Annotated in this window: 23 protein-coding genes; 20 read left to right on the top strand and 3 right to left on the bottom strand. The window is 62.7% G+C overall.

Going from position 1 to position 22,790, the window contains the following annotated elements; all coding sequences use genetic code 11:
* Positions 1-75: 75 nt before the first annotated feature.
* The gene (locus tag ACRQEC_RS02035; RefSeq protein ID WP_087070853.1) at positions 76-933 is read right to left on the bottom strand and encodes a DUF3097 family protein; all 858 of its coding nucleotides are present in this window, start codon (positions 931-933) and stop codon (positions 76-78) included.
* Positions 934-1,076: 143 nt separating this feature from the next.
* Here ACRQEC_RS02035 and hrcA point away from each other — a divergent pair, with 143 nt between their 5' ends.
* The 19 genes from hrcA to ACRQEC_RS01940 all read left to right on the top strand — a co-directional run bounded on the left by hrcA (position 1,077) and on the right by ACRQEC_RS01940 (position 18,472).
* The gene (gene hrcA, locus ACRQEC_RS02030) at positions 1,077-2,096 is read left to right on the top strand and encodes a heat-inducible transcriptional repressor HrcA (RefSeq protein WP_026429424.1); all 1,020 of its coding nucleotides are present in this window, start codon (positions 1,077-1,079) and stop codon (positions 2,094-2,096) included.
* Between the two features lie 160 nt (positions 2,097-2,256).
* Positions 2,257-3,369: a molecular chaperone DnaJ gene (gene dnaJ, locus ACRQEC_RS02025; protein ID WP_087070852.1), complete on the top strand. Its 1,113-nt coding sequence runs from the start codon at positions 2,257-2,259 to the stop codon at positions 3,367-3,369.
* Positions 3,366-4,151 (top strand): 16S rRNA (uracil(1498)-N(3))-methyltransferase, encoded by a 786-nt coding sequence (locus tag ACRQEC_RS02020; protein ID WP_284883591.1) that lies wholly within the window; start codon positions 3,366-3,368, stop codon positions 4,149-4,151. Before dnaJ ends, ACRQEC_RS02020 begins: the two co-directional genes overlap by 4 nt.
* A 6-nt stretch (positions 4,152-4,157) precedes the next feature.
* Entirely contained in the window at positions 4,158-5,129 is a 972-nt protein-coding gene (locus ACRQEC_RS02015; RefSeq protein WP_087070850.1) for a PhoH family protein, read from the top strand.
* Positions 5,130-5,239: 110 nt separating this feature from the next.
* The gene (gene ybeY / locus ACRQEC_RS02010) at positions 5,240-5,725 is read left to right on the top strand and encodes an rRNA maturation RNase YbeY (RefSeq protein ID WP_026429421.1); all 486 of its coding nucleotides are present in this window, start codon (positions 5,240-5,242) and stop codon (positions 5,723-5,725) included.
* Between the two features lie 6 nt (positions 5,726-5,731).
* A complete protein-coding gene (locus ACRQEC_RS02005) occupies positions 5,732-7,012 on the top strand; it encodes a hemolysin family protein (protein WP_087070849.1) in 1,281 nt (426 codons plus the stop codon).
* A gap of 6 nt (positions 7,013-7,018) precedes the next feature.
* Entirely contained in the window at positions 7,019-7,927 is a 909-nt protein-coding gene (era, locus tag ACRQEC_RS02000; protein ID WP_087070848.1) for a GTPase Era, read from the top strand.
* A gap of 3 nt (positions 7,928-7,930) precedes the next feature.
* Positions 7,931-9,562 carry an alpha/beta hydrolase family protein gene (locus ACRQEC_RS01995; protein ID WP_087070847.1) on the top strand — a complete coding sequence of 544 codons (1,632 nt, stop codon included), beginning with the start codon at positions 7,931-7,933 and terminating at the stop codon, positions 9,560-9,562.
* A gap of 183 nt (positions 9,563-9,745) precedes the next feature.
* On the top strand, positions 9,746-11,626 hold the full coding sequence (locus ACRQEC_RS01990) for a 2-isopropylmalate synthase (RefSeq protein ID WP_284883374.1): 1,881 nt from the start codon (positions 9,746-9,748) through the stop codon (positions 11,624-11,626).
* Positions 11,627-11,637: 11 nt separating this feature from the next.
* On the top strand, positions 11,638-12,369 hold the full coding sequence (recO, locus tag ACRQEC_RS01985) for a DNA repair protein RecO (RefSeq protein WP_087070845.1): 732 nt from the start codon (positions 11,638-11,640) through the stop codon (positions 12,367-12,369).
* On the top strand, positions 12,366-13,202 hold the full coding sequence (gene uppS, locus ACRQEC_RS01980; protein ID WP_087070844.1) for a polyprenyl diphosphate synthase: 837 nt from the start codon (positions 12,366-12,368) through the stop codon (positions 13,200-13,202). The genes recO and uppS overlap by 4 nt, the downstream gene beginning before the upstream one ends.
* 70 nt (positions 13,203-13,272) lie before the next feature.
* A complete protein-coding gene (locus ACRQEC_RS01975; protein ID WP_087070843.1) occupies positions 13,273-13,794 on the top strand; it encodes a YbhB/YbcL family Raf kinase inhibitor-like protein in 522 nt (173 codons plus the stop codon).
* 28 nt (positions 13,795-13,822) lie between these two features.
* Positions 13,823-14,389 (top strand): hypothetical protein, encoded by a 567-nt coding sequence (locus tag ACRQEC_RS01970; protein ID WP_087070842.1) that lies wholly within the window; start codon positions 13,823-13,825, stop codon positions 14,387-14,389.
* Positions 14,355-15,116 carry a HisA/HisF-related TIM barrel protein gene (locus ACRQEC_RS01965; RefSeq protein ID WP_159455017.1) on the top strand — a complete coding sequence of 254 codons (762 nt, stop codon included), beginning with the start codon at positions 14,355-14,357 and terminating at the stop codon, positions 15,114-15,116. The genes ACRQEC_RS01970 and ACRQEC_RS01965 overlap by 35 nt, the downstream gene beginning before the upstream one ends.
* Positions 15,117-15,357: 241 nt before the next feature.
* Positions 15,358-16,071 carry a translation initiation factor IF-3 gene (gene infC, locus ACRQEC_RS01960; protein ID WP_407636967.1) on the top strand — a complete coding sequence of 238 codons (714 nt, stop codon included), beginning with the start codon at positions 15,358-15,360 and terminating at the stop codon, positions 16,069-16,071.
* A gap of 80 nt (positions 16,072-16,151) precedes the next feature.
* Positions 16,152-16,346, top strand: a complete 195-nt coding sequence (gene rpmI, locus ACRQEC_RS01955; RefSeq protein WP_016442851.1) for a 50S ribosomal protein L35 — start codon at positions 16,152-16,154, stop codon at positions 16,344-16,346.
* A gap of 37 nt (positions 16,347-16,383) precedes the next feature.
* Positions 16,384-16,767, top strand: a complete 384-nt coding sequence (gene rplT / locus ACRQEC_RS01950) for a 50S ribosomal protein L20 (protein ID WP_026429412.1) — start codon at positions 16,384-16,386, stop codon at positions 16,765-16,767.
* A gap of 77 nt (positions 16,768-16,844) precedes the next feature.
* On the top strand, positions 16,845-17,558 hold the full coding sequence (locus tag ACRQEC_RS01945; protein ID WP_284889057.1) for a glycerophosphodiester phosphodiesterase family protein: 714 nt from the start codon (positions 16,845-16,847) through the stop codon (positions 17,556-17,558).
* Positions 17,559-17,632: 74 nt separating this feature from the next.
* A complete protein-coding gene (locus tag ACRQEC_RS01940) occupies positions 17,633-18,472 on the top strand; it encodes a TrmH family RNA methyltransferase (RefSeq protein WP_087070838.1) in 840 nt (279 codons plus the stop codon).
* A gap of 134 nt (positions 18,473-18,606) precedes the next feature.
* On the opposite strand, the gene ACRQEC_RS01935 is transcribed toward ACRQEC_RS01940, so the two are convergent.
* Both ACRQEC_RS01935 and uxaC read right to left on the bottom strand, forming a co-directional pair.
* Complete coding sequence (locus tag ACRQEC_RS01935; protein WP_026429409.1) at positions 18,607-18,915, bottom strand: hypothetical protein; 309 nt, start codon at positions 18,913-18,915, stop codon at positions 18,607-18,609.
* 211 nt (positions 18,916-19,126) lie between these two features.
* A complete protein-coding gene (gene uxaC, locus ACRQEC_RS01930; RefSeq protein ID WP_087070837.1) occupies positions 19,127-20,578 on the bottom strand; it encodes a glucuronate isomerase in 1,452 nt (483 codons plus the stop codon).
* 520 nt (positions 20,579-21,098) lie between these two features.
* On the opposite strand from uxaC, the gene ACRQEC_RS01925 reads away from it, so the two are divergent.
* Complete coding sequence (locus tag ACRQEC_RS01925) at positions 21,099-22,766, top strand: MFS transporter (protein ID WP_087070836.1); 1,668 nt, start codon at positions 21,099-21,101, stop codon at positions 22,764-22,766.
* Positions 22,767-22,790: the final 24 nt, after the last annotated feature.

The following is a 22,790-nucleotide window of genomic DNA, read 5'->3' as shown; positions in this document are numbered from 1 at the left end:
CGGGATTGTAGCTCGGTTCGCGTGGCGAAGCCGGCGGACGCGTGAGCTGCGGTGATGGCGCTCAGATAACGGCTACTACCGCGTTCCGGCGGCGGTGACGAAATCGATGAGTTCCTCCATGCGGCCCAGCAGCGCGGGCTCAATATCTTTATAGGAGTGCACGCAGGAGAGGATGTGGGCCCAGGCCCGGCCAATATCCTCGGCCGTTTCGTGCGGCCAGCCGAGCCGGCGCAGGGTACCCACCTTAATATCTTCCCCGCGCGGTACCTCCGGCCAGGCCCGCAAGCCCACCGCGTTCGGTTTAATGGCCTGCCACACATCAATATAGGGATGGCCGAGCACCAGCACGCCCGGGCCGGCCACCCGCGCCGCGATCCGCGATTCTTTCGAGCCGGGTACCAGGTGATCCACCAACGCACCCAGGCGATGCTCATCATCGGGGGCAGTTTCCCGCACCACGGCTTCCAGGTTATCCACCCCGAGTAATTCCTCAACCACCACCCCTTCGAGGGCCAGATCCTCGCCCCAGATCTTGGCTACCAGTTCGGCGTCGTGCTTACCCTCCACCCAGATACGCGAGGCGCGTGCCACGCGCGCCCGTGCTTTCACGTGAAAGGAACCGGAGGCGGTGAGGAGCCGGCCGCGCGGCGCCTCCGCGCGCGGGGCGGTGATCTCCACCGGTTCGCCGTCGATCCAATAGCCTTTGCCCAGCGGGAAGGAACGGCGCACCCCGCCGCGGCCCTCTAGTTCCATCTGCCAGTGCCCGGCTACTTTCCCCACCGAGAGCACTTCGCCCACAAAGCCGGAGGCCACGTCTTCAATAAGGAGGCCGGGTGCGGCCGGGACGGGGCGGGAAGCGCGGCGGTGGTCGTGCGGGTCGTGGGCGAGGACGTCGTCGCCGTAGCGATCAGGCATTCCGGTAGCAGAGAACATCACGCTCTAAGGGTATGCGCTCAGGGTCCGCCCCGCGTAGAATTAGCACTCGAAGATGTAGAGTGCTGAGCGAGGCTCAAGAAAACTCAAGGTAACGCCAAGAGCATCTCGGTGGCTCCGCGGCGCAGGGAGGAAGGATACCGGTGGCGGCAGAAGATCGGCGCGGGCGCGTTCTTGAGGCGATTGTGCGCGATTACGTCACCACCCGCGAACCGGTGGGATCCAAGGCCCTCGTGGAACGCTACGCGCTGGGAGTTTCCCCGGCCACCGTCCGCAATGATATGGCGGTCCTGGAAGAAGCCGGGCTGCTCACCCACCCGCATACCTCGGCCGGGCGTATCCCCACCGATGCCGGCTACCGGGCTTTCGTGGATTCCCTCACCACCGTTAAACCGCTCTCCCGGGCGGAACGGCGCGCCATTAGCCAAATCTTGGATGCCGCGGTGGATCTGGATGATGTACTAGAGCGCGCGGCCCGCCTGCTTTCCCATCTCACCCAGCAGGTCGCAGTTATCCAATACCCGGCCCTCGATAAAGCGGTGCTGCGCCACCTGGAACTCATTTGGCTCGGCGCCACCCGTATTCTCCTCGTGGTTATTACCAGCGCGGGGCGGGTAGAACAGCGCGTGATCGCGGTGCCTCCGCACCTGGAGGGCCTGGATGTGGACGCGGTGAGCCGGGAAGTCACCACCCGCTGTAATGGCCAGCCGCTCACCACCGCGGTGGCCGTCCTCGCGGAGATCGCTGAACGCAGCGAACCGGAAGCCGCCGCGGCCCTGCGCGATATTGCGGCGGCGCTTACCACCGCGGTGCATACCGGCGCGGAGGACCGCCTCACCATGGCCGGCACCGCCAATCTCTCGCGCCACTCGGTAGATTTCCTCCACTCGATTTCCCCGGTGCTGGATGCCCTGGAGGAACAGGTGGTGCTGCTGCGCCTCCTCGCCGCGATGGAAACTGATGTGGCGGTATCCATCGGCGTGGAAAATGACCATGAAAACCTGAGCGAGACCTCGGTGGTCTCCTCAAGTTACGAAGTAGCCGGGCATGAAGTGGCCCGGGTAGGCGTCGTCGGCCCTACCCGAATGGACTATCCCGGGAATATTGCGGCGGTGCGTGCCGTTGCCCACTATCTATCCGGTATTCTGTCCGGGCAGTCGTAGTGGCAGTCGTAGTGGCAGTCGTAGTGGCAGTCGTAGTGGTGATCGCGGTGGTAGGGAACGGAACTATCGCAGCGTAGCGCGCGGCGCCGGGCGCGGTCACTCGGAGTGAAGCGCGCCGGCGTGCGGGCAGGGCGCAGAAAAGAACAAAGACGGGAGAAATGTGGCTGATTTTTACGAAACCCTCGGGGTGGAACGCGAGGCGAGCCAGGAAGAAATCCGCAAAGCGTACCTGCGCCTCTCGCGCAAATTACACCCGGATCACGCCGGTCCGGAAGCCGCCGAACGCTATAAGGAAGTCAACGAAGCGTATACGGTGCTCTCCAACCCGGATTCGCGCCGCCAATATGACCTGGGCGGACGCGGAGGGGGAGCCGGAGCGGCCGGTTTCGGTTTCGATATGAACGATATCTTCTCCACCTTCTTCGGGGGCGGGGGAATGCGCGCCGGCGGCCCGGCCCCGCGCGGAGAACGCGGGCGCGATGCCCTCCTCGGGTTGAGCATCGAACTGTCCGACGTGGTCTTTGGAGCCCAACGCCAGGTGAGCGACTCCTTCTTCACCGTCTGCCCCACCTGCGCGGGCAGCGGCTGCGCGGCCGGATCCCAGCCGGTGACCTGCGGGGCCTGCCAGGGTCAGGGGATGGTCCAGCAGGTCACGAATTCCCTCTTCGGCCAGATGGTCACCCAGGTGCCCTGCCACACCTGCGAAGGCCACGGCACCGTTATCGCCGACCCCTGCCGCCCCTGCCACGGCACCGGGCGCATCCGCCAAGAAAAAACCCTCACCGTGGAGATCCCGGCCGGCATCGAGAACGGTATGCGCATCCGCCTGCGCGGCCAGGGCGACGCCGGAACCTTCGGCGCCCCGGCCGGCGATATCTTCGTGGAAATCCGGGTGGAAGAACACCCCATTTTCCAGCGCGTGGGCGATGAACTCCTCGGCGAAGTCCAGGTACCCATGACCTTCGCGGCCCTGGGCGGCAGCGTCACCATCCCCACCCTGGATGGGGACCGTGAGCTGGAGATTCCCGCCGGGACCTCCTCCGGCGTGGTCCTCACCCTCAAGGGCCTGGGCGTGGCGCGGCTGCGCGGCAAAGGCCGCGGGGATATGCGGATCACCGTCGCGGTGAAAACCCCCACCGACCTGGACGAACGCCAACGTGAACTTCTACGCGAACTGGCCGACCTACGCGGAGAAAGCGTGCAGGACGCCCAACTCGCCGAGCAGGGCAAATCCTTCTTCGATAAATTGCGCGAAAGGTTGAGCTCGCTGTGACGCTCCCGCTTTTCTTCGCCGACTTCCCCGCCACCCGGCCCGGGGGCGGAGCCGGCGCCGCCCTGAGCGTGGGCCAGGAACTGAGCCTCACCGGTGACGAAGCCCGCCACGCTGGCGTCATGCGTATCCGGGTAGGGGAGGAGATCCTCATCTCCGATGGGGAGGGCCGGCGGGCCCGCTGCACGGTGAGCGCCGTCGCTAAAAATGAGGTGCGCGCCCGCGTGGAGGAAGCGAGCGCGGAGCCGAAACCGGCCGGGCCGATCACCCTGGTGCAGGCCCTCGCCAAAGGAGGGCGCGACGAACAGGCCGTGGAAACCTGCACCGAATACGGGGTGTGGGATATCGTCCCGTGGGAAGCGGCCCGCTGCGTCGCCTCCTGGAAAAACAAAGAGGAGAAGGGCCGGGCGCGCTGGCAGGCAACGGCCCGCGCCGCCGCGAAACAATCACGGCGCAGCTATATTCCGCGCATCCGTTCTTTAAGTACGACGGCGCAGCTACCCCAGGCCCTCACCGGGAGCACTGTGCTGCTCTGCCACGAGGAAGCCGAACTGACCCTGGCCGAGGCGGTGGCCCGCGGCAAGCTAAGCCCCGCGCAAATAGCCGGCCCCGTGGCTGTCATTATCGGCCCGGAAGGCGGAATCGCACCGGAAGAAATGGAGATCTTGCAGGCAGCGGGCGCCATCCCGGTGCTGCTGGGAGCGCATGTGCTGCGCAGCGCCTCCGCCGGGGCCTACGCCCTGGCAAGTATCGCCACCGTGCGCGCGCTCGGCACGCTACTATAGGACGTAATGACGCACACAGAAAACAGCCAGCGCACCATTGTGGTGCCGGACCGGGTTTCCATGATTCATCTGCTCGGGCATCGTGATGACGTGCTGCGAACCCTGGAAGAACGGCTAGCCCCCACCACCATTCACGTGCTCGGCCACCGGATCACCCTGACCGGCCCGGCCGCGGAACTCGATCTTGCCGAATCGCTCATCGGGGAATTAATCGACGTCGTCGCCGAAGGTGAAATCCTCACCCGGGACGCGGTTGCCCGCGCCGTTGATATCGCGCGCGCCGGCGTGGCGCATCCCACCACGCTGCTGCACACCGATATTTTATCGAACCGCGGTAAAACGATCCGGCCGAAAAGCCTGGGGCAAAAAGCCTACGTGGACGCCATCGACGCCCACGATATTACCTTCGGGATCGGCCCGGCCGGCACCGGGAAAACCTATTTGGCCATGGCCAAAGCGGTGGTGGCCCTCAATGACGGGCAGGTCAAACGTATTATTTTGACGCGCCCGGCGGTGGAAGCCGGAGAATCCCTCGGCTTCCTGCCCGGATCTCTCACCGATAAAATCGACCCGTACCTGCGCCCGCTTTACGACGCCATGTATGACATGCTCGACGCGGATTCCATCCCGAAACTCATGGCGGCCGGCACCATTGAGGTGGCGCCGCTGGCCTATATGCGCGGGCGCACCCTCAACGATGCCTTCGTGATTTTGGACGAGGCGCAGAACACCACACCCGAACAAATGAAAATGTTCCTCACCCGGCTCGGCTTCAACTCTAAAATGGTGGTGACAGGCGATATCACCCAGGTTGATCTCGGGGCGAATAAAGTGTCCGGATTGCAGGTGGTGCGCCGGATACTGCGCGATGTTCCGGGGATTCATTTCTCGGAGCTGAGTTCGGCGGACGTGGTGCGCCACCGCTTAGTTGCCGAAATTATTGACGCCTATGCCCGCTGGGATTCCCGGCAGCACTAGCGCGGGGCAATAGGCGTGAGTAGCGGCGCGTAGTGCGGCGTACGCTGAGGCGTGTGTTGCGGTAGGGCAGTTTCGGGAGAATCTAGGGAACGGTTGTCAGGAAAGACCACATGATAGAAGTAAATGACGAATCGAGTTTTAGTCCGGCCCCGGATCTGGAAGAGATCTCGGAGCTAGCCACCTACGTCCTCGATAAGATGCGGGTGCATTCCATGGCGGACCTCTCCATCGTGCTCCTCGATGAAGATGCCATGGCGGATCTCCACGTCACGTGGATGGACCTGGAAGGGCCCACAGACGTGATGTCTTTCCCCATGGATGAGGTGCGCCCGGCCCCGCCCGGCGAAGAACCACGCCCGGGAATGCTCGGCGATATTGCGGTATGCCCGCAGGTTGCCAGCCGCCAAGCCCACGCCATGGGACACTCCACCGCGGAGGAAATTCTGCTCCTCGTGACCCACGGGATCCTGCATCTGCTCGGCTACGATCACGCAACCCCGGAAGAAAAAGACACCATGTTCGCTCTGCAACGCCAACTCCTCCTCGTGTTCCTGTCCGAACGCGGGGGAGGCGATCCGCGCCCCACGGAGGTGTAAGAAAGGATGGATCACTTACCCGTGGCAGCGGGAACGCTGCCCTCCGCCCCGTTTTATATAGCTGCCGGCCTGTGCCTCCTGCTTTCTTTGTGGTGCACGGTGGTGGGCGCGGCCCTCGGGCGCATGACCCGCACCGAAGCCGCGGAAATGTACGCCCATAAGGAACGCGGTTCGGCGCGCGTGGTGGCCATTATGGCCCGCCGCCCGGCCGCCTCCATGGGCATCGCCGTGGTGCGTGCCCTCCTCATGGCCAGCTACGGAATCTGCTTCACTTTCGCCCTGGGAACGGATGTGGCGGCCTGGTGGCAGATCTTCCCCATTTTCTTCGGCGTCACGGTCCTAGCCCTCCTCGCTTTCGCCTTCTTCAACCCCCTGAGTTTCGGGGTGGAACGCCACCAGCGGGTGCTACGCAAAGCCACCTGGTGGCTCTCCCCACTCACCTGGCTGCTCTCGCTACTCATCCGGGAACGCGAATTTTCACCCGAGGAAGCCGAACAGCGCCAAGAAGACCAGCTCGCCGTCATGGTGGAACGCGTGGCCGAATCCGAAGCCCTGGACGATGCCGAACGCGATATCCTGCAATCGCTTTTCGATATGGGTAACACCCTGGTGCGCGAGGTTATGGTGCCGCGTACCGATATGATCGCGGTGGAGGCGGATGAAACCCTGGACCGCGCTATTTCCCTCTTTACCCGCTCCGGTTTCTCCCGGGTGCCGGTCTACCGGGAATCCATTGATGATGTGATCGGCGTGCTCTACCTCAAAGACGTAATCCGGCGGGTGCACCGGCGCCACCAGCACGATGACTTGCGGGTAGCCGATCTGGTACGCGAACCGGTCTTTGTACCGGAAACCAAGATTATTGACACCCTCATGCGGGAAATGCAGGCCGACCAGGTTCATATCGCCCTCGTGGTGGATGAATACGGCGGAATTGCCGGCCTGGTCACCATCGAGGACCTCGTGGAAGAACTCGTGGGCGAAATTTCCGATGAGCACGACCGGGCCCTCCCGGCCGTGGAAGAACTCGAAGCGGGAAGCTTCCGGATCCCGGCGCGCATGCCCATTGACGACCTCGGTGACCTCTTCGGAATCGAATTGGAGGACGACGACGTAGATACCGCCGGCGGCCTCTTCGCCAAGAGCATCGGGCGGGTCCCCATCCGCGGTGCCGAAACAACCGTGGCCGGAATCCACATGGTGGCCGACCGCTTCGAAGGGCGCCGGCGCCGGTTATCGACTATTATCGTTGCGCGCGAAGAAACCGAAGATGAGGGCGAGGACTAAAACACAATGACGGTGGAGAACACAGAATTTCGGGCCGGGTTCGCCTCGGTGGTGGGCCGCCCGAACGCCGGGAAATCAACCCTCACCAATGCGATGGTGGGGAAAAAGGTCGCCATTACCAGCGCCCGCCCGGAAACCACCCGGCGTATTATCCGCGCCATTGTGACCCGGGATGCCGGCCAGGTGATCCTTGTGGATACCCCGGGAATGCACCGCCCGCGCACCCTGCTGGGGGAACGCCTAGGCGATATGGTGCGCGATTCCATCGCCGATGTGGACACCATCATCATGTGCCTGCCCGCCAATGAAAAACTCGGGCCGGGTGATAAATACCTCCTCGATCTGGCGGTGCGCGCGAAAGTTCCCATGATCGCCGCGATTACCAAAACCGATCTGGTTACCCGCGAAGCCCTCGCGGAAAAAATTGTGGCCGTGGCGGCTTTCCACGATTTCGTGGAGATTGTGCCGGTGAGCGCAGCCACGATGGATCAGGTGGAACTCCTCACCGAGCAGATCATTAAGCAGCTTCCCGTTTCCCCGCCGCTGTATCCGCTGGATGCCATCACCGATGAAACGGAAGAAACCCTTATCGCGGAACTTATCCGCGAAGCCGGCCTGGAAAAAATGCGCGAGGAACTCCCGCATTCCCTCGCGGTCACCATCGACGAAATTATTGAGGAGACCGCGCCCAACGGGGGCCCGCTGGTGCGCATCCATGCTTCGCTGCACGTGGAGCGCGATTCCCAGAAGGGGATTGTTATCGGACGCGGGGGAGCGCGCCTGCGCCAGATCGGGCGCGATGCCCGCAAAGCGATTAAGGCGCTGCTGGGCACGCCGGTCTACCTTGATTTGCACGTGAAGGTCTCCAAAGACTGGCAGCGCGACCCGAAAATGCTGGATCGACTCGGGTTCTGATACGTGCGCCTGACTGATCTTCCCTACACCCCGCCCACCGAAAATCCGCCGCCGGGGCGCACCCTGGTGCCGGCTAGCAGCCTAGAGAGCGCGGATCGCGCGGAACGCAGCGCACAGCCGGAACGCGCCGCGCACCGGGGCTGGCGGCGCTGGCTGCCCACCCACAAACGCTTCGTCACCTGGCTGATTGTGGTGTTGGCTGCCGGGCTCATCGGGAGCGCCTTCGGCCCGGGCTGGAATCCGCAGCCCATGACCGCGGCGATTGCCCCGCAAACCCCGGATACCACCATTTCCACCGGGGTCCCCACCGCGCGGCTGGGAACCTACCAGGTGGCCAGTAGCACCGTCACGATTACCTTGCGCGATGGCACCCTGATTCCCGCCGTCGTCAAACGCCCGGTGGGCGCGGCATCGGTGGTGCCCGGGATGCTTTTTATCCACGGCACCGGTACCTCCTCCGCGCGCGATTTCGGGCGGGAAACCGACGCGATTGCCTCCACCGGGATTATTACGGTGGTTCCGGAAAAACGGGTGGCGAACTATACGACGACGCATCGCGATTACCTCCAGCTCGCCGCGGATTTTGAGGATGTGTACCGGGAGATGCTCTCCTGGGAGGATGTTGATGCGCGCCACTCGGGCCTGTACGCGGTATCCGAAGGCTGTTTCGTGGCGCCGATTGTGGCCACCAGCGCGAAGGCGGTCAATTACGTGGCTCTCATTAGCGCGCCGGTGCTCCCGATCCGCCAGCAGGGCGCGTACGCGGCCGATGCCTACCTGCGCGAAATTCACGCCCCGGCCCGACTGCGCGCCGCCATCCCTAAACTCATCGGCCAGGATTTTGGCCCCGATACGTTCCGCTATATCGATTTCGATGCGGCACCTTACGAGAAGCAGATGACCATGCCGGTCCTCATGCTTTACGGCACGGCCGATAATTCCATGCCGACCATCCAGGGCCCGCAGATGATGGCCCGCTACCTGGAAGAGGCCGGCAACAGCGCGCTCACGGTGCGCTATTACAAGGACGCCGACCACGGCCTCCAGATCAACCGCAGCAAGCTTTCGCGCGCGGCCATGCAAGATACCGCGGATTGGGTCAATGGTTTACCCTTTACGGCGACGGCGCAACCGCGGGTGGCCGGTGACCAACCACGGCAGGCCTTCGTGGCCCCCACCCTCACGGCCGGCGGGTGGTTCACCGCCCAAACGGCGCTCTATATCGCGCTGGGCGGCGTGGCCCTCCTGGCGGTGAGCATCGTGCTGGTGGCGGTGTGCTGGATTCCGGTGCGCGGGCATCGCCTCTCGAATTTCTCCGGATCGGGGGCAGCTCTCAATCTCGCTTCCCTCTCGGTGGTGGGTGCCTGGGCGGTCTTCCTCGTGTATTTGGTGGCCGTTGCCCATATCGCGCTCACCTATTCCCATAATCTGCTGATCGTGCAGGGAGGTTTCGCCCTCGTCCACCTGGCGGCGCTGGGGGCGGCGTGGATGCACGTGCGGGCTGCGTTCCGCAGCTGGAATGCCCGGCCCGGCATGGGGCGTATCGCGCGGATCACCACCCTGCTCACCCTGTGCGCCCAAGCGGTGCTACTCATGAGCTTGGGCTACTGGAATGCCTTCCCGGCGGTCCTGTAAGTCTCACATCGCGGACAAATCTGTGCATATTCAGCTAGCTGAGGGGTTAGAGTTATGCCTATGGGTACCTCTCGCCTTCTCCTTATGAGCCGCCGCGAGCTTATTCGGCTCCTCGCGGCGGGTTAAGCTGCGCCGTCGTTCTTAAATTTGACCGCCACACAAAAAATAAAAGGTGACCACCCCATGAAAACTTCCGGATACACGCACCGTCAGCGCCCCTCGGGCATGCCCTTCTACAAGTATCGGCCTTTCCTGGATACAAATCCGATTGCGCTGCCGGATCGTACCTGGCCCAATAATCGTATTACCAAGGCGCCGCGCTGGCTCTCCACCGATCTGCGCGACGGCAACCAGGCCCTTATCGAACCGATGGATATGATCCGCAAACGGCGGATTTTTGATCTGCTCGTCAAGATCGGCGTGAAGGAAATTGAGATCGGTTTCCCGGCCGCCTCCCAAACCGATTGGGATTTTGTGCGCTCCCTGGCCGAGGACGGTGCGGTGCCTGACGACGTGACCGTCTCGGTTCTCACCCAGTCGCGCCCCGAACTTATTCACCGCACCATCGATGCGCTGGCCGGATTCCCGCGCGCCACCGTGCACCTGTACAATGCCACCTCGCCGGTTTTCCGCGATGTGGTTTTCGGTTCCTCCAAGGAAGCCATCCGCGAACTGGCCATGGCCGGAACCCGGGAAATCGTGGCCTACGCCGAAAAGGTACTTCCGGACGATCTTATTTTCGGCTTCGAATATTCCCCGGAGATTTTCGTGGATACTGAAATTGATTACGCCCTCGAGGTGTGCTCATCCGTCATGGATGTGTGGCAACCGGATGCCGAGCGCGAAATTATTATTAATCTACCCACCACGGTGGAACGCGCCACCCCGAACGTCTACGCCGATCAAATCGAATACTTCTCCCGCCATATCCCCAAGCGCGAGTACGTGGCGCTTTCCGCGCATAACCACAATGATCGCGGCACCGGGGTGGCCACCACCGAATTGGCGATGCTCGCCGGTATTGACCGGGTGGAGGGCTGCCTCTTCGGGCAGGGGGAGCGCACCGGAAACGTTGACCTTATTACGGTGGCCATGAATCTTTATTCGCAGGGGATTGATCCGGAACTGGATCTTTCCGATATTGATGCCATCGTGGATGTGTGCGAAGAATGCACCGGGATTGAGGTGGGCCCGCGGGTGCCCTACGCCGGTTCGCTTGTCTACACCTCGTTCTCTGGCTCCCATCAGGACGCCATTAAGAAGGGGATGCAACGCCGGGCCGCGGATCTGGCCGCAGCCGGGGGAGACGAGCGGCAGGTTCCCTGGGCGCTGCCTTATCTGCCCATTGACCCCAAGGATGTGGGGCGTACCTACGATGCCATCGTGCGGGTCAATTCCCAGTCCGGCAAGGGCGGGGTTGCCTACCTCATGCAAACCACCCGCAATCTGGATCTGCCCCGGCGCATGCAAATCGAACTCTCCCGCATTGTGCAAACCTGGACGGAACGCACCGGGGAAGAAGTCAGTGCGGATACTCTCTGGGATATTTTCGTGGACGAATACCTTCCGCTCTCGCAAGGGTACGGGGAGCAGGAGCCGGCGGGCGCTGCTGCGGTGGAGCCTGCGGGTGCAACGAGCGCAACGGGTTCGGCCGGCGCGGCGGGCGCTGCGGCCTCGCAGAGCGCACCTGGTGCCCGGAGCACGGTCAGCACCCCGTGGGGTCGCTACCGCTTGCGTGCGCTGGAATTCACCAATCACAGCGGCGGGGTGACCGATATTAGCGCCGTCGTGGAAACCCAGGCGGACGGCGTGCAGCACAGCCTGCACGGCAGCGGCAACGGCCCCATCCACGCTTTCGTCAACGCGATGGAACAGCTGGGCGAATATATCCACGTGCTCGACTATGCCGAACACACCCTGAGCGAGGGTACGGATGCTTCGGCGGCCGCCTATGTGGAATGCGAGATTGATGACCAGGTGCTGTGGGGCTGCGGTATTCACACCTCCACGACACGCGCCGGCCTCAAGGCGATTATCTCGGCTGTCAATCGTGCGCACCGCTAAACTGGGAGCCAGTGAAACTCTATCGGGATGAAGGAATAGTCCTGCGTACGCAGGACCTGGGGGAAGCGGACCGCATTGTCACCCTGCTGGCACGCGCGCACGGCCTGGTGCGCTGCGTGGCCAAAGGGGTGCGCCGCACCCGCTCCCGATTCGGGGCGCGCCTCGAGCCGTTCACCTACGTGGATGTGCAGCTCTACCGGGGGCGCAGCCTCGATATTGTCACGGAGGTGGCCACCCTCAATCCCTTCGGGCGGGCTATCGCGCCCGATTTTGAAGCCTACGCGGCCGCGAGCACCATGGTGGAAGTCGCGGAAAAACTCGGGGCGGAAGGCGAACCGGACCGGGCCCACTACCGCCTTCTCCTGGGCGCCCTCAATTCCCTGGCTGCCCGCCAGCACGCACCCTATCCGATTATGGATTCCTACCTGCTGCGCGCCATGGCGGTATCCGGGTGGGGCCTGGCGGTGACCTCCTGCGCGCTCTGCGGCAGCGGGGAGGACCTCACGGCTTTCCATGTGCAAGCCGGCGGCCTGGTGTGCCGGCGTTGCGCCCCGCGCGGGGCCGCCTATCCGGGTGAAGATACCCGCAGGCTCCTCGCGGCCCTGGCGCGCGGGGACTGGGAAGTTATTGACGCGCTGGCCGGCAGCGCCGGGGAAACCGCACACGGATATATTTCCGCGTACGTGCAATGGTATTTGGAACGCAAGGTACGTTCCTTGCAGATCGTGAGGTCGGCATCATGACAGACGAGCACCCGAATCGAGCGCAGCTGGACCATCTCCCTCATCTGGAGCGCCCCACCCCGGCCCACCGGCCCGGTATCACGCCCCCGCCACTGGGGCGGGTGCCCGAACACGTAGCCATCGTGATGGACGGCAATGGGCGCTGGGCGAATGCCCGCGGGCTGGCGCGCACCGAAGGCCATAAAGCCGGCGAACGTTCTCTGATGGACGTGGTGGCCGGCGCCCTGGAAGTGGGAATCGCAGAGCTCTCCGTCTACGCTTTTTCTACCGAAAACTGGCGGCGTTCGCCTTCTGAGGTGCGTTTCCTCATGGGATTTTCCCGCGATATTATCCGCGCCAACCGCGATCAGCTCCACGAATGGGGAGTGCGGGTGCAATGGGTAGGCCGCGAGGGCCGGCTGTGGCGCTCGGTGCTGCGTGAAATTCGCGCCGCGGAAGAACTGACCGCGGGAAATACCCGGATGGTCCTCAATCTGTGCATTAACTATGGCGGGCGCGCGGAAATCGTGGATGCGGTGCGCGCGGTGGCGGAGCGGGTGGCCCGCGGGGAACTCAAAGCCGAGCGCATTAGCGAAGCAACCCTGACCGCCCAGCTCTACGCCCCGCGCATGCGCGACGTCGATCTCCTTATCCGTACCGGCGGGGAATACCGCACCTCCAATTTCCTCATGTGGGAAAGTGCCTACGCGGAACTGTATTTTTCCCCGCTGCCCTGGCCGGAATTCGAGCGGCGTGCCTTGTGGGAAGCCTGCGCCGCCTACGGGCAGCGCGAGAGGCGATTCGGCGGCGCCGTCGACAAAATTGCGCCGGAAGGCGCGGCCTCATCACGCTAGACTGGACTAAGCGCGCCCGCCGCACGGCCGCGGCGCGCACGCACGCATCGAGCACGCATAAGGAGCGGATATGACCACCCACGATCCCTACGCCGGAGTGCCGGCCGGAAGCGTTGATCTTCACCTCACCTCCGATGATTTCGCGAACGGGGAAGCCCTGCCCGAAAGCGCAACCGGCACCGGCACCACGCCGGGCGGCGCGGACCGCAATCCGCAACTGGGCTGGGATACCCCGCCGGAGGGCACGGTGAGTTTGCTCGTCTCCTGCTATGACCCGGATGCTCCCACCCCGTCCGGTTACTGGCATTGGACGGTTGCGAATCTGCCCGCCGATACCGTGGAAATTGCGGCCGGCGGCTCCGATGACCTTCCGGCACCCGCTCTCACCTTGAAGAACGACGGCGGAACTCCGAGCTTCCAGGGCGCCGCCCCGCCGGCCGGCCACGGCCCGCACCGCTATATTTTCGCGGTGCTCGCCCTCAATACCGTGCTAGATATCGATGCAGAAACCCGGCCCGCGGTGGCGTATTTCCTGGCGCGCGAACACGTGCTCGGCCGCGGCCTGCTCACCGGCACCTGGGAAAATAACTAATAACGAAGCGCAAGGGGAGGATAACTCGATGACTGACGTGCGCACCTACGCGGTACTCACTCCTTTTGATAGCGCAGATGCCCTCGCGGCGCTCTGCGCGCTGCACGGCCTGGACGTGCAGGTGGTGGCCACGGATTCCGGGGCGCTGGTGTACCGCCAGCTGGCAACGCCCGTCTACGATGAGTGGGATATCCGCAATATCACCGGCCCGGATCCCGATGAGGAACCCGCCTCCCTTTCCGACGACGCGCCCGCGGTGGCTGGAATGCTCTCCCGTCTCAGCCCCTACGGCTCCATTCTTATTGACGTCAACCTGGATAAAGAATCCACCGGTTTTGAACCGGGCGTATCCGGGATGGTGCGGGCGCGGCGTTTCTTCGCTGGCAAGGCCGATGAGGAAATCGCTTCCGGCTTGCTGCTCAACTCCCTGGATCCCATCGTGGAGGAGCTCATGCTGGGGGAGCGCTCTATTACCGACTGCGCAGCCTTGGATTCCGGGAAACTCACCCAGGCGGATATTGAGAAGATTCTGCGCAAAGTAGCGCGGGGCGAAAATGGTAATGAGGATTCCGCGGGGGATCGCGATGACCTGTGAGCTGCTCGTCGCGGTAGATATTCGGGCGGGGCGGTCCGCGCGGCTGGGCAGCGGCCCGGAAGCATGGAGTAACCCGGCCGCGGCTATTGCGGATTTCCGGACGGCCGGAGCGCAGTGGATTCACCTGGTGGATCTCGACCTTGTATACGGCACCGGGGATAATTTCGCCCTGCTGGAGCGCCTCATGGAGAGCAGCCCGATGCGCTGGGAGCTTTCCGGCGGAATCGACACCCCGGAGGTGCTCGACCGCGCCCTCGCTACCCGTGCAGAACGCATTAACCTCGCAACCACCGCCCTGCGGGATCGCGCGTGGGTGGCGCGGGTACTGGCGCAGCACGCGGACCGGGTGGCGGTTTGTCTTGATGTCGACGGCGCCCGGGTGGTTGCGCGCGGTGCCGGTACCGATGTTGGGGAGTTGCGTGAGGTTATAGATTTTCTCGACGACGCCGGTGCGCGCCGCTATATCGTCACGGATCGAACCCGAGATGGCGCCCTTGCCGGGGCGAACCTTGAGTTACTCCAGCGGGTCGCAGGGCTGAGCCGGGCTCGCATCACCGCCTCGGGCGGGATGGCGACGCTTGCCGATCTGCGTGCAGTTCGGGAGCTGAGCGAGCGCGATGCGAGCGCCGATAGCGATTCGTCCGGCCGCGTGGACTCCGTCATCATTGGCAAAGCCTTCTACGAAGGGAACTTCACCGTTGCCCAAGCCCTCGCAGAGCTTTCCTGAGCGGTGAGTTCAATGGCTGCAGGGCGTGGCTGCGCCGTCGCATGTGGGGAGAATAACCCGCGGTGTTATTCATAACTCATGCCGGTGTGCTAAACTAGTACGGTCAATCCGGCATTCTGCCGGAACGCAAGTGGAGAAATCCCACCTAGCCGCCCGCCCGGGCCGCTGTTTCGAAAAGAAATTTTCGGGAAAGATTAGGATCGGGTCATATCAAAGGGTAGCGGGTTCGTAACATGGCCGTTTGGCGTGCCGTGTCACCTCGGGAGTACTCCGTGCGTTGTCCACGTTGAGGAACAGAGGAACTGCAATTAACAACGAACCGCGTGTAAATGATCGCATCCACGTCCCTAAGGTGCGCCTTGTTGGCCCCAGCGGTGAACAGGTTGGTGTGGTGCGCACGGAAGATGCGCTCCGCCTGGCCGTTGAGGCGAACCTTGACCTGGTGGAAGTTGCTCCGAATTCCAATCCGCCGGTCGCGCGCCTCATGGACTACGGGAAATACAAGTACGAATCCGCCCAGAAAGCTCGGGAAGCACGTCGTAACCAGGCCAATACTCAGATCAAATCCATCCGGATTGGGCTGAAGATTGACGGTAATGACTACAACACCAAGAAGTCGCAGGCGGAACGTTTCCTGAACGCCGGGGATAAGGTCAAATTCGATCTTCGTTTCCGCGGCCGTGAACAATCCCGCCCGGAAATGGGTGTGCGCCTGCTCTCCGGCCTGGCTGAAGAACTCGCGGAAATTTCTACTGTGGAAGCAGCACCTCGCGCTGACGGGCGCAATATGTCCATGGTCCTTGCGCCCACGCGGCGGAAGTCCGAAGCGAAGTCCGATCAGCGGCGTCGTCGTGAAGCTGAACGCGAGAACCGGCGCGCGAAAGCCGCCAAACGCGCGGCCGAACGCAACGCAAAAACCTCCGAAACGGATAACAACGCAGCCGCAACCGAATAGTTGCCTTGTGAAAGCGCGCCCGCGGGCGCGAAAGATCTGGTAGATCAAATGTGCCCCCGGGGCACGAGTGAGGATGAACAATGCCCAAGATGAAGACGCACTCCGGTGCGAAGAAGCGTTTCCGCGTGACGGGAAGCGGCAAGCTCATGCGCGAACAGCGCAATAAGCGCCACCTGCTGGAGCACAAGAGCTCCACCCGGAAGCGTCGGCTCTCGCGCGACCAGGTTGTGGACAAGTCCAACCTTCGCGAAGTTAACCGTCTGCTCGGCCGCTAGATTCGTCCGACGAAAAGTTTTGTAAAAGGAGAAAAACATGGCACGCGTCAAGCGCTCCGTTAACGCCAAGAAGAAGCGTCGCACTACCCTCGATCGGGCGTCCGGCTACCGCGGGCAGCGGTCCCGCCTCTACCGCAAGGCCAAGGAACAGGTCACCCATTCCTTCGTCTACAACTACCGCGACCGCAAGAAGCGGAAGAACGATTTCCGCAAGCTGTGGATCACCCGCATCAACGCGGCCGTGCGCGCCGAAGGCATGACCTACAACCGCTTCATCCAGGGCCTGGGCCTGGCCGGAATTGAAGTTGATCGCCGTCAGCTCGCTGAAATGGCCGTCAATGATCCCACCGGTTTCACCGCGGTGGTCAATGCCGCCAAGGCTGCGCTTCCGGAAGACGTGAACGCACCCAAGGTTGCCTAAGCTTTTTCAAGCGTGATACATCAGCGGCCCGAGTGACGATACCTCGTTACTCGGGCCGCTGCGTTTAGACTACAATCATGAAACTTTTCGCCCACCGCGGCCTGTCCGCCGACGCACCCGAAAACACCATGGCCGCATTCCGGGCCGCCTACCAGGCAGGATTCACCTGGATCGAAACGGATGTGGATATCACCGCGGACGGCACCCTCCCGCTGTGCCACGACGCCACCCTGGAGCGCACCACCACCGGCCACGGGCGCGTCGATGAATTACGCGCTACGGACCTGGAAACCCTGGACGCCGGATCCTGGTTCAGCCCCGGCTTCGCGGGAGAAAAAATCCCCACCCTCGCCCAGCTCGTCGATTATGCCCTTGAGACCGGGATGGGCATCAATATCGAAATGAAACCCTGCGCGCAGGGCGGCGAGCAGGCTCGCGCCCTGGTTCGAGCGGTGGCGCAACAAGCCCGGCGGCTCGGCCCCGAGCGGGCGCTCGTCTCCTCTTTCTCCCACCTGCAACTGGCCGAATTCGCGCGCCACGCCCCGGAAATCCCGCGCGGCGCGCTATTCGAGCGCGCGAGTTTCGGGCCGGATTGGCGCACCGTGCTTGACCTCACCGATGCGCGTTACCTGCATGTGAGTGACGACGCCGTGACCGCGGCCGTGGTGGCGCAGGCCCGCGCGGCGGGCCGAGACGTGCACGTCTACACAGTTAACAACCCCGAACGTGCCCGGCAACTAGAACGCTGGGGCGTGGCCGGCATCTTTACCGACGGCTTCGTGCGGCCCTAGCGGCTCCCGAGAACCTGCGCCCGCCTTTCTACACACCCTCCGACACCCACCTTCTACAGAAAAAGAAACAACCCGTGAAAAGCACACCCGCATCGCATACCCAACTCACTCGCGCCGCCCGTCTGCACCGCCCCCAGCAGCGCGAACGCTTCCGGCAAACCCTGGTGGAAGGCCCCGGAGCCGTTCAAGAACTCCTCGCGCATCGCGCGAATCTGGTTCGCGACGTTTACTATACGAAAGCGAGCCTCATTTCCAACCCGGAACTCGGTGACCTCATCAAAAATGCCGGCGTCTACCACCACCCACTCAATGCCGATGAGATGCAGGCCCTCTCCGAAGATGCGCGCGGCGTTGTGGCCGTTATCGACATTCCGGAAACACCCGCGCTCACACCCACGGTCAAGTGCGCAAAGCTGGTGTTGGCCACCGCGAATATTCAAGACCCGGGCAATGTGGGCGCCATTATTCGAGCCGCGGACGTGGCCGGATGTGATGCGGTGCTGCTCGGGCGCGGCAGCGTGGAACTGTGGTCCCCGAAAGTTATTCGCTCCTCGGCCGGCTCCATTTTCCACCTCCCGGTGCTCGATTCCATTAACGTCAGCAAGCTCGACGGCGTGCTCGAACGCGCGGGCATCAGCTTCCTGGCAGCCACCGGCGAGGGGGAGTGGGACTTGGCCACCCTGGTGGCCTCCGCGAACGACGCCGCCTACCTCGGGCAACCACCCCTCGGCCCGGATCTCACCCGGCCGGTGTGCTGGCTACTGGGCAATGAAGCGCACGGTTTCGCGGATGTAGATGCCAATGTCGATGCGACCGTCGCCATCCCGATCTACGGGAAAGCCGAATCCTGCAATGTTGCTATGGCCGCCGCGATCCTTTCCAGTACGACGGCGATGATCCAGCAGCGCCCCTAAATAAATACACAGGGTAAGCCACGCGGGCGGCGAAGAATCTTCTTCGCCGCCCGCTGCGGGGCACCCGCCGCCGGGTAGCCCATCACTACTGAGGTGGATATTTCGGTACTGGGTGGATGTACCGAATGGTGGATTTACTTGTTATCGGAGAGGTTGTCCTTGACGTCCTCGAACTTTTCCTTGGCGGCATCACCGGCATCGGAAGCGGCATCCTTGACCTTTTCGCCAGCATCCTTTGCCTTGTCACCAGCATCGGAGGCCTTCTCCTCAGCCTTATCGCCGTGGTCCTTGTCCGTCAGTTCGTCCTTGACTTCCTCGAACTTTTCCTTCGCAGCATCGCCCAGCTGGCCCGCCTTATCGGCGGCCTTCTGGCCGAATTCCTTGGCCCGATCAAAAGCCTCGGTTGCGCCTTCCTTAATCTTGTCCACAAATTCGTTCGCCATGGCGACTCCTTTCCATTGATTAATGAAACAAGTCGATCATAGCAAAGTGGCGGCCGTCACTTCACATTAAGGTAGTTAAACACTTGGCCGTGCGCGAACGTATCGCGCACGGCCAAATTCTCAGTCCCGGGTAGTTCGTTACGGAGCCGCACTCCAGTTCCAGAGCGGTACTCCGGTCACCGACGAGTACCCGTTACGTGGGCGTGTTTCCTTACTTCGCGGTGGTTCCGCTCAGCTTGGAGGTATCCACCCGGAAGGCCCGAGCCGGAATCGTGGTCACGAGGGCTTCGGACACCTCGAGGGCTTCGTCCAGCTCCAGGCGGTGTTCGGCCACCATCCGTGCCAGGTAAACCGAGTCCATCCGGCGGGCGACGTCGTGCCGTGCGGGAATGGAAGCGAAGGCGCGGGTATCGTCGATCATCCCGGAGGTCTTGTAGAAGGTGCCGTAGGGGGTGACCTGTTCGCGGTAGCGCAGGATCGCATCCGGCTCATCGATGAACCACCACGGGGCGCCCACGTACACGCTCGGGTAGTACCCGGCCAGCGGGGCCAGTTCGCGCTGGTAGACATCCTGATCGATGGTGAAGAAAACAACCTGGAAGTTCGGGTTGTCTCCGTATTCGGAAAGCATGGGCTGCACGTTATTCGTGAATTCCACGGCCATGGGCACATCGCCCCCGACGTCCGCACCCAGGCGCTCGAAGGCCGCCTGGTGATGGTTGCGGTACACGGCCGGATGGAAGGTCATGACCAGGCCGTCCTCGCAGGCCAGGCGAGCCTGGTCGTTGAGCATGTGCCGGCGCAGGGCCGCACCATCTTCCGGCGAAATCTTGCCGGCCAGGGCCAGCTTGTAGAGTTCGGCCGCCCGCGCTTCGGGCAGGCGTGCGGTACCCGGATCGCGATGCGAGTGATCGGAGGAGACCGCGCCCATCTCCTTGAAGAAGAGGCGGCGCTTGCGCATGGCTTCCACGTAACCTTCGTAGGTGGACACATCCTGATCGGCTGCCTGGCCGAGCGCCTCCACATTAGCCTTGAAGTCAGGGGTGGCCGGTTCGAGGTACTTATCGGGGCGGAAGGTAGGCGGAATATAGCCTTCCCAGGTGGGATCATCCAGGAGCTGCTTGTGGTAGCGCAGGTCCGAAACCGGATCATCGGTGGTGGCCATCATCGCCAGGTTGAAACGCTTGTACAGCGAGCGGGGCAGGAATTCTTCCGTCTTGAGCAGAGCGTTGATGTGATCGTAGATCTCATCGGCCGTTTCTTCGGAGGGGCGCACATGCACATCGAAGACATCCACAAATTCGGATTCAAACCAACCCTGCACCGCGGTACCGCGCAAGGTCCACCAGTTCTTGCAGAACAGGCGCCAGGCCGCGCGGGACTTTTCGGGGGAGAGCGGGCTTCCTACCGGCACACCCAGATCGGCCAGATCCACCCGGCCCACCGCGTGCAGGAGGCGGTTGGTGTAGTGATCCGGGGTGAGGAGCATGCTCGTGGGATCGGTGAAGGGAGTATTGAGAGCGAGCCATTCGGGGGGAACATGGCCGTGCGGGGAAATAATGGGATGCTTCTTGGTGACCTCGAAAATTTCGCGCGCCAGTTTCCGCTGCGTCGGATCTGCCGGGAAAAGCCGGTCCGGGTTGAGAGTGAGGGGCGTCGACATTGAATCCTCCTATTTTTGAGCCGGGCGCGGGGCTTTCCCTCGCCTCGGCTTGCTTCTTTTAAGGTACTCCACCCCGCCCGGGGGCACGCGGGCGCGGAGACCGGGTGCGTAGCCAACGACGACGACGCCGCGGCCCGCTCTCTCACTTTACGCGAAAACATGCGGTTTTCGGGAGAGTATTTGAGAGCTAGAAACGGGAATTTCTAAATGTGAAAAATATCATGGTGGTGGCGGAAGGGTGCGCGTCAGCGCCGTCGTCGTGCTAAAAACCGCGAGAATCCGCGGTTTTCAGAGAATCTCTCCGGCGGCACGTTCCTCGTCCACGATACGAACGGGGAGCTAGGTAACTGCTGGAAAGCCGCGGAAACTTATAAGCTTTTGATGCGAAAGAGCGGTAGTGATAGCTTCGCGGCAGTGTAGCGCGGTAACAGCTCGCGCGGGCACGGAAGCCGAGCGTGAGCGCGGTAAGAGTCGATGGCGAACCACAACCGTTCCTCCTTTCACAGAAAGACAAAAGAAAATGGGAACACACAATAGCGGCGCCCTCGACGCCGATAAGCGTGGCGAGCTGGAGAAACTCTCCAAGCTGCGCGTGTACACCGCCAAGCCGATCACCATTGGTCGCGGTATTTGTTTCGGGTTGGTGGACCTTATGGGTGGTGGGTGGAATACCATCATCTCCGGTCTGCTGCTGTACTTCTTCACGAACTACGGCGGGGTGACGGCTACCCAGGGCGGCCTCATCCTCGGTGTGGCTCGTATCGTTGACGCCGTTATTTCGGTGTTTATTGGCCCGCTGACGGACGGTTTCTACCGCACGAAGCTGGGGCGGCGGTTCGGCCGGCGCCACTTCTTCCTCATGATCGGCGCGCCCCTGCTGCTCATTATTTTCCCGCTGCTGTGGATTCCCTTCGGTGGATTCTGGTACTACCTCGTCATCTACCTGCTGATCGAGGTTATTATCGCGATGATCCTCATTCCGTGGGAAACCCTGCCTACCGAAATGACCCGCAAGTACGAGGAACGCACCACGCTCTCCTCGATGCGTATGTTCTGCTCGGCCACCGGCACCTTCGTGGTGTTCTTCATCCCGGCGCTGGTGCGCGGCAACGTCTCCAACCCCTGGGCCTACCTGGGAATCGGCGGCGCCTTCGCGGTGCTCTTCGCTATCGGCGTTTTCACCACCTACGCCACCACCTGGGAACGCCCGCTCACCCCGGAATTCGTGGCCGAACTCGACGCCATGCCGAAGATGAACGGTTTCCAGATGCTCAAGCACACCGCGGTGGAATTCACCTCGGTATTCCGCAACTCTTCGTACAACAAGCACCTGACGGTCTACCTCTTCTCCTTCACCGGGAAGGATGTCTACGCTTCGGCGCTGACCTTCTTCGCGGTCTACGCGGTGGGGATGAGCGAATCTCAGGGCTTCTGGCTGCAGGCCGTGTCCATCGTGGGTATCCCGATGACGATCTGGGCCATGTTCCTCATGCTTTCGCACGGGCCGCGCTTCCTGTGGGCCTTCTCCTTCACCCTGATCCTCGCCTCGCTGGCGGGTGTGGGCGCGATCTACCTCATCGGGCCGGAAAGCAACGCCTTCATCTACCTGCTGGCCACCGCGGTGATCTACCAGTGCGGGCGCGCGCTGCTGGAATACACCCCGTGGAATGTGTACCCCTTCATCCCGGACGTTGATTACATCATGACCCGCGAAGATCGCGCCGGCATCTACGCCGCCGTTATGACCTTCGGGCGTAAGTCCACCGGTGCGCTGGGAACCTTCCTCGTGGGCTGGTTCATGGACCTGGGCGGCTTCGTCAACCCGCTGGAAAAGGGCACGAACCTCGCGGCCTCCGGCTACACCCCGCTGCACGAAGGTGCCTGCAAGGTGGATGCCTCCGGTGCGCTGGAAAGCTCCTGCCAGGTGGTTCAGTCCACCGGTGCTTCCCATATGATCGCCTTCGTGACGGTCATCCTTCCCGCGATCCTCATCGGGGTGGCGCTGCTGGTGTCTCGCTTCGTCAAGCTGGATAAGCACACCCACGCCATCCTCATGGATGAGATCCATCGCCTGGAAGCGGGCGGGGCGAAGGAAGATGCCACTCCCGAAGCTCGCAAGGTTGCCGAAGACCTCACCGGGCATTCCTGGGATGAACTCTGGCCTGAGGTTCCCCTCAGCCAGCGCTAAATTCTAGGAACGACGCCGGCGCCG

This window comes from Actinotignum saccati (genome assembly GCF_051265055.1).
Classification (GTDB): Bacteria; Actinomycetota; Actinomycetes; order Actinomycetales; family Actinomycetaceae; genus Actinotignum.
Note: the sequence above shows the minus strand (reverse complement) of the source record. Positions and strands in the feature narration are given on the sequence as shown.